Below are 12,247 nucleotides of genomic sequence, written 5' to 3'. Positions count from 1 at the left end.
CTCATCTTTGAATAAGCTTCCCTTGAAGGGCATCAATATAGCGCTCAGCAGAAAGGCGTACCCGTTCTTTTGCTCCTTCTGGAACAACCTTATCGAACCATGCCGCATACAGGCGATGGAAAGTAAGGGGGGCGACGATTCCAGCAATGCGCTCCACTTCCTGCTGTGGCAAGGGAACCATAATCGGGTAGCTATACATGAAGGAAACCCACTGTGGATCTGCGGTTACATAAATCGTATCCCCTGTGAGGAGAGCTCCCTCTCCTTCTGCTCCATCTCGCCAATGCAAAATCGTGCTCCCAGCAAAATGGCCTCCTACACGATAGACCGTAACACCCTCCAGCAAAGAAAGTTCTTCACCAGACCAAAAATGAATGCGCTCGCTCTGTTGCATCACCCACTCTCGGTCTGCAACATGTAAGTAAATGGGACAATCAAATACTTCGGCCCACTCCACCATCGCACTGTAGTAATGCGGATGAGAAATCGTGATCGCTTCTAATCCGCCAAGGGCTTTCACCTTCTCGATGGTGTCTCGATCTAGATAGGAAACACAGTCCCATAAAATATTGCCGTGATCCGTCTGAATGAGGAGAGCACGCTGTCCGATGGCGAATCTGGGCTCGATCCCAATACCATAAAGGTTGGGCTCATGTTGACGCCAGACATTGCGATACCCCTCTCTCTTAAGCTCGTCTTGACTGGTCCACGCTTGCCCCTCTATCCGTACATATTGCCTTTCATCTTCGCAGATGGGGCAGTTCTTCCGCTTACGCTCGTAATGTGTTCCACAGGTGACACAGATGGTGCTGTAATTCATCTTCCTTCTCTCCTTCCTTTTCAGCTCGAATCATTCTTCTTTCATCATTGTATCGCGGACGAGAGCAAAGATCATGATCTCTCAGTAGGAAAGAACCTTACAACCAGAGAAGGGAAGAACCTACGACTTCCGGCGGAGAGTCGTGGATCAGGTAGCGAAAAGTGATGCCGCCACCCATCCACCAAGAGAGCCTAACACTCTCAAGCTGTCTAGTGGCTCATGCCTTCCTCATGAATCATCTGTAACGTTTTCATTCGCCAACCTCAGGGAATGAAAGTAAGATAAACACGAAAAAGAAGATTAAGCATACACTAACTGCGACCTATCAAAGGGGGCTTACAATTGAATCGAACAAAAATATGGATGAACATGCGGGATAGCTTCTGGTTTCTCCCCGCCTTATACGGTGTTTGCTCCATCATAGCGGTACTTCTTGCCAGTTCGATTGACTTCTGGATCGTGCCAAAGCTAGAAGACTTTCTACCGTCCTTCTTTTTAACAGAAAAAAGCGTTGCGCAAACCTTATATGGCTCACTCATTACATCCATTCTCACGATGACCACCATCAGCTTTTCCACCATTATGGTCGTACTAACAACCTACACCACTCAGTTTTCCCCTCGTACTTTGCAAGATTTCATGAGAAGTCGGGTGACGCAACATGTGTTAGGTGTTTACTCTTTTGGCTTTATTTTTGCCTTAATCAATCTTTTCTTGTTGGGAGGAGATCAGAATGGACTCCTTAGCCCAACCATCACCGTTATCGTCTCCATCGTCTGTCTGGCTTTCTTCATCATCTTTATCCACCACTCTGCACGATTTGTTCAGGTAAATAATTTGATCAGTCAGATCCGACAAAGTACATCTGCCGTTATCGAAAAGACATTTGATGAGAAGGAGTACCATCAAGCTACCCAATGGAATCAACAAGAAATTCGGATGTACCAAAAAAGGAAAAAGAACCGGATACTAGCTGATGAATCTGGTTATCTCCAGGGAGTGCGTATTGATTCACTAATAGACTGGGCGAGTCGAAATGATTTATTACTTCAAGCTAATTTTCATATTGGCGATTACATTCAAAAAGATATGCCTATCTTCTTCTATTGGTCAAAGAACAAGCGTGAAGTCAAACCAGAGGAGTGTACCTCGTTCATTATGGTAGGAAATGAGCGAAGTGACATTCAAGATATCGAATTTTCCATTCAGAAGTTAGTAGAAGTCGCAGTAAAAGCGATCTCGCCAAGCATCAATGATCCTCATACGGCCGTCAATTGCATCAATCGTATCGGCTCTCTACTGGCTGAGCTGGCTTCCGTCTACCAACCCATCCGTTACTATTCCGACAATGACCAACAATTACGTTTCATCATGGAGCCGAAAAAATTTGAAGACTACCTATACAAAAGTTTTTATCAAATTCGCATCTATGCAAGTCACGATATCTCCGTAATGAATGGTGTCCTGGATGCCTTATATCGTGTTGCGGTTACCCATGATAGAGCGATCAAGAAGGATGTTTGGCAATTCGGTCGATACATTATGAAGTCTGTCGATAGCGAACACCTCGATGCACTGGACTTCAGACGCTACAATGCACACGTTCAAAAACTGGCTTCCGCCTGTAACCAATCCGTCCAATTAACGCACAAGCCCTCATGACTACAGACATGAGGGCTTGTTCCCTATTAGCTATTATGAGTAACGATGATCTCTACCTCTTTCCATACTCTCGTTCCACTCGACAAACCTGCACATGATAATCCTCGTACCAAGTAGATTTTCCTTTTTCTTGTGCGACCAGATGAGCCGCATGTTCCTTCCACTTCTGTATCGCCTCTTCACTTTCCCAATAGGAGATCGTGATTCCTTTCCCAGTAGCATCACGCACACTCTCAACGTCAATAAAACCAGGCTGGGAGGAAGCCAGTTCCACCATTTTCGTTGCCATGGTATCGTAGCCTTGACCCTCTGCGGTGCGGGTAGAGGAAAAGATAACGGCATAATAGGAAGGTGAGGTAGAGTGAGACATGGTTTGGTACTCCTCTCATGTAGTTCGATTTTAGATTAGGCATCAGTGGGTGTTACCGCTCGAGATAAGGTTCTGTTTTGATGAGGATGCTCTCGAGATCGGTGTTGTGCTTTTTTAGGATACGCTGCAGGGCGGTGTCTTTTTGATCGATGACGTTTTCAAATTTATGATTCTCTGGATATTCTTCACCCTGTACCTCCTCCAAAATTGGAGCCCAAAACTCCATCCGAGATTTTACTTCTTTCTTTAATTCATCTTCACATCGAACAATGAGCCATAAGCCGATGTCTCGAATAATTTCACAGTTAACTACCATAAAAGATCGATGTTCGTCAGAGCATAATCCATAAATACTTTTATCAGACCCATTTCCAGCAGACCAAGCTGCCTTCAACTCTTCTACATTAATTTTTAAATTTAGTAGGTGTGAAAAGTCAGCTACAACAATTGCTATCTCTTCATATGGAACAATCATCTCATACTGATTAAACATCCCCCTCACTCTCCTCTTATTTCTTTTAAATTAATCAGATCTGCTTTCGTTAGTTCCTCATTATTATTTTTTGAATAAATCTCCACGTTTACAGAATCCGAACCATATAGTTCACTAGAGCAAATCAATCCCTCACGAAGGTAACTTTCTATACAGTCTCTTCCTGAACCTAGTTCATTAGCCGGTATATAATGTTGATCCACCTTGCACTGTACGGAATGAAGCCCTCTATTCATGGATTCAATTAAACTGCGCACTTCCATATGAACCTCTTTATGACAACGTACAGAGATAGCTGTATAAAGATCATAACAAGCAACGACAATAAAAACATTTTTATCTTGAGAGCTTTTACAGATATAAAATGTTGGATTCATTCCTGATGAAGAAAATTGAATTTCCTTTAGTTTTTTTATATCAAACTTTAAACCTAATAATCTACATAATGCCGCAACACTTAGTTCAGTCTCTGCGTCTTCAAGCTGAATACTATATTGAAAATAATCCATTTTACCACTCCAGATTAGATCATATACTATTTTTATCCATTATATTAGACTAAGCACCGATAGAAGATGTAATAACATCGACTATCGGTGCCAATCATTTTAGTCACTTCTTTTTTTTATACTTATTATCCCAGAGTTTCTGAACTTCTTTAAGTCGAGTCCACTCTCTCCAGTCTTTACTGCCATTCTTTTCTCTCCGATGAATTTGATTTGAATATATTTCAAAATTAACATTGGGATAGTGCCACTTGAACTGCTTCATTACAAGGTCACAGCTATCACAAGGTTCTCTTTCTGTAAAAATACGAATTTTCCCTTGTACGCTTGTATCCTTTTTTCCTTTCTTCATTCCTAGTTCACGAGCTACACGCTCTAGAAGTCTAACTTCCGAATCTTTATGTCTTTCTATCCCATTTCCTGAACAATGTCCTGTACTTCTCTCACACTTTTTAGTTGCAAAAAGAGCATCATCATTCTCGTAAAATCTTTCCCAATCCTTCATATTACTAGAAGCTTCATCGTTATTAATTTTCGAATGTGCTTTTAGTTTATTAGGAATTTGACGATTCAATTCTGCTTCGAGGAAAGCAATATTGCCTTGCTCCCTTTTTTTCTTACCCTCCATACTCGCCCTTGTATGCAACACATCCTCCGTCAGTGTGTTGAATTTCTCATAATCTTTTCCTTCAGAGTAAGCGCGAGAAAGATTCCGAATCCGTACCCCATCTGTTTCTTCATCTAAGGAAACAAGATCTTCTAGATCCCACTCTTTCCAATCGTCTTCTTTCTTTTGGTCACTTCCTTCTAGTGGTTCATCACAATCATCACGTTTTCCTGTCCTATTTGGGGCAAGGTCTGCTTTGAGGACAGAGTTCATCTGCAATTGGCACTCAAGAATTCTCTGAATTCGTTTCTTCCGTGCTTCTTCCTGCTTCTTATAATTCACTCGTGGCGCTTTCCGATGCATCGTCTGCTTATTATAAGAGCTCTTATACCCCTTCTTCACCTTGCGGCTTCCACGTGAGGAGGAATATTTACTAGAGTACTTCGTACGCTTGCCGGAGTACTTACTTCGCTTGTACGAGTACTTTCTTTTTACACTGGATCGTGTCTTCGATTTGTACTTCTTCCCTGAGCTGTAGCGTCGTTGGCTACTCTTCTTCACCTTCTTGGTAGAGCTGTACTTCTTCGTCTTTTTCTTCGATGGCTTTTTCTTTACTCGCTTCTTATACTTCTTTGCGTACTTGTAACCCTTTTTGCCCGCTTTATATAGGTACTTACCCGCTTTAAACACTCGACCGATCGGAATTGCATCCATGACGGCTTGCTTTGTACCTGCCCAGGCGGCTTTCTTCAAGCTACCTGTCTTTTTATAGGTCTTATACCCTTTGTAGGCACCGGAAGCGACACCAATGACAACGTTGAGCCAATGCCCATCTGGGTCCGTATATTTAATCGGGTTGTTGTGCGCATAGAGATAAACATTTTGCGATTGCGGATCGTCCTCATCACCTGGATCAGGATCTACTGAGAGAAAGACACCTTCTTCTGGCTGGTAATAACGTGCCATCAAATAGTAGAGATTCGTTTCTTCATCGTAACGATAGCCCGCATAGCGATACGGGTTTTCGCTCGCCATCGTACCCCACTGTGTCAAGATATTGCCCCATGCATCGTAGGTGTAGGAGGCGACAACCTGCTCCTCCTGATTGGTCACGGCGATGACATCTCCATGTGCATTAACATGGTAATAGAACGTTTCGCCGTCACGTTTGGTCATACTAAGGATTTGTCCTGCTTCATTATAGGTGTAGGAACGGGTTACTTTATCATTCCCATCCGTCTCATACAGCACTTCAATCCCGGCACCGTCATAATGGTAATGGGTTACTTCTCCGTTAACGGTGGAGCGAATCCGACGACCGTCTTCATCGTAATCATAAGTGGCAACCACTTTGTCGGTCTCTTTCTCTTTCACCTCAATCAGGCGATTTCCTGCATCCCATTGATAGAGATATTGACCATCTTCCGTCCGATTGCCATTTTCATCGTATTTATAGTCGACACCATTTACTTGAGTCAGTTGGTTCCCTCGATTGTGGCTGTAAGTGATGCGATCAACCACTTGTCCGTCCTTGTCAGAAACAACTTTCTCCGTTCGATTGCCCACGGGATCATACGTATAGCTCATTGTGTGTCCCGTAACAGGGTCCACTTCAGAAGTTAGTTGATCCAAGGCATCATACGTGTAGCTTAGATCTAGACCCGCAGTAAACTCCTGAATGCGAGTGGTGTTGCCATTGGCATCGTACCCATACTCATACTGGGCAATGGAAGTTCCATCACTTTTTCCAATTGCCACTTCAGTGACGTTGTTATTGTCATCATAATCGGCGGAAAGACCCACGCCATTTGCATAGATAGCTGTGCGAACACTGCCTGTCTCATCGTAGTCAAAACGATACACATTGCCATTCTGATCTTTTACTTCCGTGTTCTGCTCCGATTCATTGTAAACATAGTCAATCGTCGCTTCTTTGTCTCCATGCGCCCATTTGACTTGTGTCAATTCATCATTGTCGTTATAAACCCAGTTCGTGCTTCCTTGGCCTTGTGTCATCTGGGTTAATCGATCACTATCGTCAAAGGTATGAGCTTTTGAGGACTCCACTAACAAATCTTCAATTTTAACCTCATTGCCGTTCTCATCATAGTGAATCCGGTAGCGGGCTTGTCCATCATAAGCGACATCGATGCTGGTACCCTCGTCTCCCGCCTCATGGGTAACCGTTTTTCCATTGGGGTGGGTAATCGAGGTGACATCGCCTTCTCCATCATATTGATAGTTGGTTGTATTCCCTAGTTCGTCCGTCGATGACACCATGAGATCATTCTCATAAGTATACGTTACGTTATTAATAACCGTCTGCCCATCGCCACTCATCACTTTCTTCTCGACTACATTGCCATGCTCATCATGGATATATTCCACTTTTAGCTTGTCATCGGGAAGGGTGATGGTTTTTAACTGGTTGGACTCGTCGTAAGTATACTCGGTCTTCAAACCTCTTGCATCGGTAATCGCCGTTTCATTTCCGTAGGCATCATATTGGATGGATTCGGTCTCACCTGTCGGATCGGTTACTTGGGTAATGTAGTTACCCGTCTCATCATACGTATACTTCTCAATGGCGCTTCCTTCTTTAACACGGATGTTATCAAACCAGACCGTACCCGTGTTATTTCCACGGAAAATTACGTAGACACGCAATCCCATTAAGGGCTTGTCCGGATCAATGGTAACAGCCGCCCTCTGCCATTCATGCGTCCCTAGCTGAAACTCGGCTTCATAAGTATCGTATCCCTCATTATGAATCGCCTTCACATAAATAGCGTAGTCTTTGTTAGCTTTGTTTTCTACTTTGTTTTCTACTCCAATTGCACGACTCAACCCTGTCACCGTAATCGGAGACGCTTTTTCCTGATTGAGAGAAATAGCCTGCACGTAATGGATGCTATCATCCGAAGTCGATTGACGTTCCATTTTCATCGATTGACTACCATCGAAGGAGACCTTCTGATCAATCATTCCCTCTCCCGCAGACGATCGTTGCCAATAACTCAATCCTTCTTCGAAACTGCTGTTTTCAATTGGATTGTAATCGGTGGAGAAATCGCCTTCCTCCAGTTGAATCTCGTCAAACCAAGCCGTCCCAAAACCAGCTTGATCTGTGTGATCCACCTCTAAATAAAGTAAGACCTTTGCGGTATCGGACCCTGTTTCAAAAGTAAATTGCCTCCGCGTCCACTCTTGCGTGCCACTCAGTTCGCTATAGCGGTTATCACTCCAACCTCCGTTTGCCGTTTTCCCGGAAGAGGTAAGTTGCTTTACATTTAAAAAGGCATTGGCAGCTTGTAGATTACTTGTTTTCACCATAGCACTAAGCGTATAAGTAGTATTGGGGGCCACGTATAACTCCTGTGTGCCAGCTGCATATCCAAGCTTCTCGGAAGTGGATTTCGATACTACCTTTAGCGAATGGTCTCCACTATACGTAATCGTTGAGTCTACTTGCGCGAATCCATCATCATGATAGGTCTTCGGTGTCCAACTAGAAGGAATGATCCCGTCTTCAAACCCACTGTTTTTTAGAAGGGTCGGTTCATGGATCAATTGAACATCACTAAACCATGCTGTTCCAGCACCCTTGGCGCTTCGGTGATCCACTTCGAGAAAAACTTTCACCTTCTTCGCGTCGGATCGTGTAGGAATGGTTATTTGCTTTTTCGTCCAGTCGGTGGTTCCTTGAGCCGGGTCCAGACGTGTATCCAGCCAACTGCCCGATATCTCTTTTCCTTTTGCATCTAGTTGAACAACATTGAGGAAGGCATTCGCTTCTTTCAGCTCTTTCGTTTTTACCATCGCTGAAAGCGTGTAGATGCTATCTGGCTGTACATCCAGTTCTTGCTCTCCTGCAATTAGTCCAAACTCATCCGTGCGGGCGGCGGATTCAACTCGGACAGAAGAATTTTCTTTATACTTCACTTCATTATCTAGATCAATCGAGCCACCGTCTTGGTAGACTGTAGGCGTCCAATTTAAGGGAACACTCGCACCGATCCCTTTCTGTTGGAACTTAACCTCGTCAAACCAAGCCGCCCCGGAGGTATGTTCACTTCGATGGTCCACTTCCAAGTAGATCCGAACTTTTTGTGCGTTATCATGCGCGGTAATCGTCAGCTGGTGTTTTGTCCAATCCGTTGTTCCGCTGATTTCGCTCCCGCGAGTATCTTGCCACGCTCCCGCAATGTCTTCCCCTTTTTCATCCAATTGAACAACATTCAAGAAAGCATTTGCTCCTTTTAAGTCCTCTGTTTTCAAAAGGGCAGAAAGGGTATATGTTTTTTTAGGAACAATGGCGACTTCTTGCGCCGATGAAACATAGCCAAAGCTAGCCGATGTCGAACGTGGAGACAATTTGAGGGCGTATTCGCCTTTCTTTTGCTCCTTGCTATCGACAACAACCGTACCTTCATCGCGGCTAGTCATGGTTACCCAATTATCCGGTTCGGATAAATCCACACGTTCTAGCCCAGGATTGAGAATAAGATTCTCTGATATCCCCATTTCATCTGTCGCTTCTGTAATATTTCCGTTTTCATCGAGTACTTGTGCTTCGGTGACACGGTCTGGGTCAATCTCAGCAACTTCGTTCCCTTTTTCGTCAAAAATATATTGGAAGGCATCTCCGTCTGCATCTTTATATTCAACGAGGTTGTTGTCTTCATCGTATTTAAACGATTCACTTCCTGTTGCATCTTCTGCTCGAATCATGTTTCCATTTTCGTCATAGCGATACGATTCGGTCGGCTCCACACACCCATTCAGATTAGCCTCAGGGTCACATACTGTGGTCAGGTTATTTCGATCATAAGTGTAAGTCGTGGTGAGATTAAGTCCCTCGGGGTCTTCTACCTCTTTGATCAAGTTTCCTGCCTCATTATAGTGGTACTCTGTTGTGTTGGTGTTGGCGTCATACACCGTGGTTGTGCTATTTTCCGCATCGTAGACAATATCCGTATAAGCTTCTTCCGGATCAATTACTTCAATTAATTTTTTAAAGATATCATACGTATACCAGGTTTCTCCTCCATCCGGATCGACAATGATCCCCATGGTTCCATTAGAGAAATACCCATATTTGGTCGTTGAACCTGTTTCATCAGTAACAGCGATCAGGTTGTGATCGTCATTATACTTATAAGTCCAGGCTCGCTCCTCTGGCCCAGTCACTTTTGTTATTTGATCACCCGTGTAGGTAAGGGCAAAGGATCGATCACTCGGATCCATTAACTTTACGAGTTGACCTTTATCATTGTAGGTGAGTGTCAGTTGATTTTTATTCGCATCCTCGATCAAGGTCAACTTCCCATTTGTATTAAAGGTATAGACGGTCTGGTCTTTATCTGTCAGTGTCCATCCTTTTTCTTTCGAACCCTTCAGCGCGAGATGAACACCGAGTGGACGCGCATAAGAACCATCTTGTTTCTTTTGGAAATAGTGGCGTCCCCCGTCCATATCATAAAGAAGAACGTTCTGCTTTGTGTCTTCCTCTACGGACATCTCATAATTAAAGCTCCAACCTTGTCCAAATGAGCCTACCTTATCAGATTGGCTATTAAAGGTACGGATGATTTCCATATCTGGCTCACGGCCGGGAAGTTCTAGATCCATTTCCGTAATGATCATATTTCCCGTCACGGCGTTGATATCTCCACCAGGAACCTCGCCAAATGCCCAAAACTCTTCCGTTCCAAAGTCAGCCACTCGATCGGGAACCTTCAGTTTTAGGTAGTCTGAACGCTCCGACTCGCCTGCAGGTGTCTTAGCACTAACACGGAAATAATAGTACTCGCTGTATTTGGAACCTGAATTCTGGTAGGTTGGGGTAGGGTCCTTCGGTAGCTCCGCACCCTTCCCATCCAATTTACCGGAAGAATCGACATGAAGTTGATAGCGTCCTGCCTCAATCTCTTCTTCCGTCGGCCAAATCTTTTTCTTATTGGTAGAAAAGTGAGTCGCTTTTCCTACATCAATCTTTTGATATTCCTTCCCATTAAAAATCCAAAGGTAGTATCCAGAAGCATATTCTACTGGTTGCCATTTTATATCAATAAATCCACTTCCGCTTCCCTGCCAATTGGAATAAGCTAAACCAGTCGGTTTTCCCGGTTGTGGAGAACTATAAGTGATGGATAGGTATGGTTTATTTTTCGATCCTTCAGAAGAAGTTATTTTCTTCCAATACTCTTGATCGTTTCCATTGGTATGAAACTTAAAACCATGGTTATCTTTTTTACCGCTTACCCATGATTGCACGGTTTGCGTTACATTAAACGAAACATGATCCCCACGTGCAACGTTTTTCATCCCGATATTTTTCGATTTTATCTTTTGGTCCTGTTGCTTTTTCCATGTGAGGCTGGATTCGCTCCAATTACCTGTCACTTCATCCAACCATAAGCCCGTTTTCGTAGGAGCATTAAAATAACTGTGATACACATGGACATTCAGTGTAGCAGATTGAATCACCATTCCTTTAAGGCCACTTACATCTTGCTTTAGATAGGAGTAATTTCGTCCCGTCGTACCATCGTAATAGCCAACTTTCAATTGATCGCTCGATCCATAATTAGCTGTTGTATACTTGCTCGATACATAAGTATCACCAGCTGTTGATTTGCTTGTTGATGGATCGATGTAGACTGGATAAATCCGTTCCGGATCACGTAGCCATTCCTTGTCTGCTTTAACCGAAATGGTCGTTTTCCCGTCCTTCTCAGTTACGATATACTCCACTTGATCCGATTGAGCCGGTTCATCCGATTTCGGATCAATGTTGGAGTCCACCATATAAGGCTTATTGAGCGTAAAGAAAACTTTCCCTTCTTCATCTTCAAAAGTTACCCTGCCATCTTCATTCTTCTTCACTTGAAGATCTGTATCTACTGCAAAGTGAAAGGTATCGTAGCCGGTATACTTATCTAGGATGATGTCTTCTTTTACTTTGGTGTTAAATACTTTGTTACGCAGTTGAACATGAGGAAGTACATCTTTGTATGTAATCTCATTCTCGTCGTAGCTAGCTTTAACATCCTCTCCTGCATCTTCTTTTTTCTCGGCGACACTCTGTTCAGATTCTGAAGCGATGCTTTCTGTATTATTATCCCCTTCTTGTTCGGAAGCAGGTTTTTGTGGCGCCGCCGCTTGTGGTTGATCTTTACTGTCTACAGGCTTCTCAGAAGATGATTCCTCTTCTAAGACGGTCTCTTTCTCAGAGGCAGTTTCCTCTTCAGGAATGGCTTCTTCTTCTACAGGTTGCGGCTTCTCACCTTCAGCTCCGATAAACGAGTAGGTAAGGTCATGAACCCCGGAAGTTACCGTTGCATACTCCCCATTGTGCGTTTCTGACTGAAAGACCACATCAATGGAAGTATTCTGCGGTTTCACCATTCCATCTTTTTTTACCAACTCAGTAGATATTTCTTCCCATTCCGACCCTTCTTTCGTATGAATCGGTTCGAAATAAACTTCTTTGGTAAAAGTACCATCTCCGTTATCAATAACCTTCGAATCTTCTGTCCTCTCTTTAATCAATTCTTTCTTTTGTGAAACCTCTTGTACGATCGGTTCATCACTTGTCGCAAGAACTTGATTCTCTTGCATAGGCCATAGAGTAATCAACAGTGCAAACATAAGTAAGATAGATACTCCCTGGCGCAACGGTTTATACTTACGTTGATACAAAATTCGCAAAGCCCATCCCCCACTAACTTTTATTTTTCTCTCTTTTCAAAAAAATGCTCAAACTGATGGCATCGACCGATTCTCC

6 protein-coding genes are annotated in these 12,247 nt (G+C 43.5%); 1 reads left to right on the top strand and 5 read right to left on the bottom strand.

Going from position 1 to position 12,247, the window contains the following annotated elements; genetic code table 11:
* Position 1: 1 nt before the first annotated feature.
* A complete protein-coding gene (locus tag AC6RGY_RS11115) occupies positions 2 to 820 on the bottom strand; it encodes an MBL fold metallo-hydrolase (RefSeq protein ID WP_499862989.1) in 819 nt (272 codons plus the stop codon).
* 342 nt (positions 821 to 1,162) lie between these two features.
* On the opposite strand from AC6RGY_RS11115, the gene AC6RGY_RS11110 reads away from it, so the two are divergent.
* Positions 1,163 to 2,482: a DUF2254 domain-containing protein gene (locus tag AC6RGY_RS11110; RefSeq protein ID WP_499862987.1), complete on the top strand. Its 1,320-nt coding sequence runs from the start codon at positions 1,163 to 1,165 to the stop codon at positions 2,480 to 2,482.
* A gap of 52 nt (positions 2,483 to 2,534) precedes the next feature.
* Here AC6RGY_RS11110 and AC6RGY_RS11105 read toward each other — a convergent pair whose 3' ends face one another.
* The 4 genes from AC6RGY_RS11105 to AC6RGY_RS11090 form a co-directional block, all read right to left on the bottom strand.
* Positions 2,535 to 2,852, bottom strand: a complete 318-nt coding sequence (locus AC6RGY_RS11105; protein WP_499862985.1) for an antibiotic biosynthesis monooxygenase family protein — start codon at positions 2,850 to 2,852, stop codon at positions 2,535 to 2,537.
* A 52-nt stretch (positions 2,853 to 2,904) separates the two neighbouring features.
* Positions 2,905 to 3,345 carry a hypothetical protein gene (locus tag AC6RGY_RS11100; protein ID WP_499862984.1) on the bottom strand — a complete coding sequence of 147 codons (441 nt, stop codon included), beginning with the start codon at positions 3,343 to 3,345 and terminating at the stop codon, positions 2,905 to 2,907.
* Between the two features lie 5 nt (positions 3,346 to 3,350).
* Entirely contained in the window at positions 3,351 to 3,854 is a 504-nt protein-coding gene (locus tag AC6RGY_RS11095) for a hypothetical protein (RefSeq protein WP_499862982.1), read from the bottom strand.
* Positions 3,855 to 3,957: 103 nt separating this feature from the next.
* Positions 3,958 to 12,171 carry a DNRLRE domain-containing protein gene (locus AC6RGY_RS11090; protein WP_499862980.1) on the bottom strand — a complete coding sequence of 2,738 codons (8,214 nt, stop codon included), beginning with the start codon at positions 12,169 to 12,171 and terminating at the stop codon, positions 3,958 to 3,960.
* Between the last annotated feature and the right edge of the window lie 76 nt (positions 12,172 to 12,247).

The sequence above is a fragment of the Mechercharimyces mesophilus genome (assembly GCF_059818345.1).
Note: the sequence above shows the minus strand (reverse complement) of the source record. Positions and strands in the feature narration are given on the sequence as shown.